Below are 446 nucleotides of genomic sequence, written 5' to 3' on the forward strand. Positions count from 1 at the left end.
CATAGGCCAGGAACACGTTGCCGTTCATAGCGCCGTCGTAGACGAAGGGCGCAGTCATGCCCGTCAGCCGCAGTGCTCCGGTGAAGGTCGTGGTCTTCCAGTGGCCATGCGGCACGCCGGCCCGGCAACGCTCGCCGCGCGGCGCTCTTCCACGCAGGCGGGCCATCTTTGTGGAGAGGCCGGTCTCGTCGATGAACACGAGCTTCGCCGGATCGAGATCGAGCTGGCCGTCGAACCAGTCCCGGCGCCGCTTCAGCACGTCGGGGCGATCCTGCTCCAGTGCGTGCGCGGACTTTTTTTGAATGTCCAGCCGTGGCCCCGAAGCCAGGCGCTCAAGGCGCTGCGGCTGATCCGCACCGACTGCTCGGCGACCAGCCGCTCCACCATCTCGTTCAGCGTGATGTCCTTGCGTTCCTCGATCAGCCCGACGATGAAGGCTTCATGCG

General features: G+C 65.9%; 1 pseudogene. It reads right to left on the reverse strand.

The window, feature by feature from the left end:
• Positions 1–446 (reverse strand): annotated as a pseudogene (locus EN807_RS32635) (transposase); the annotation flags it as partial.

Origin of the sequence: Mesorhizobium sp. M5C.F.Ca.ET.164.01.1.1 (genome assembly GCF_004792125.1) — a bacterium.
Classification (GTDB): Bacteria; Pseudomonadota; Alphaproteobacteria; order Rhizobiales; family Rhizobiaceae; genus Mesorhizobium; species Mesorhizobium wenxiniae.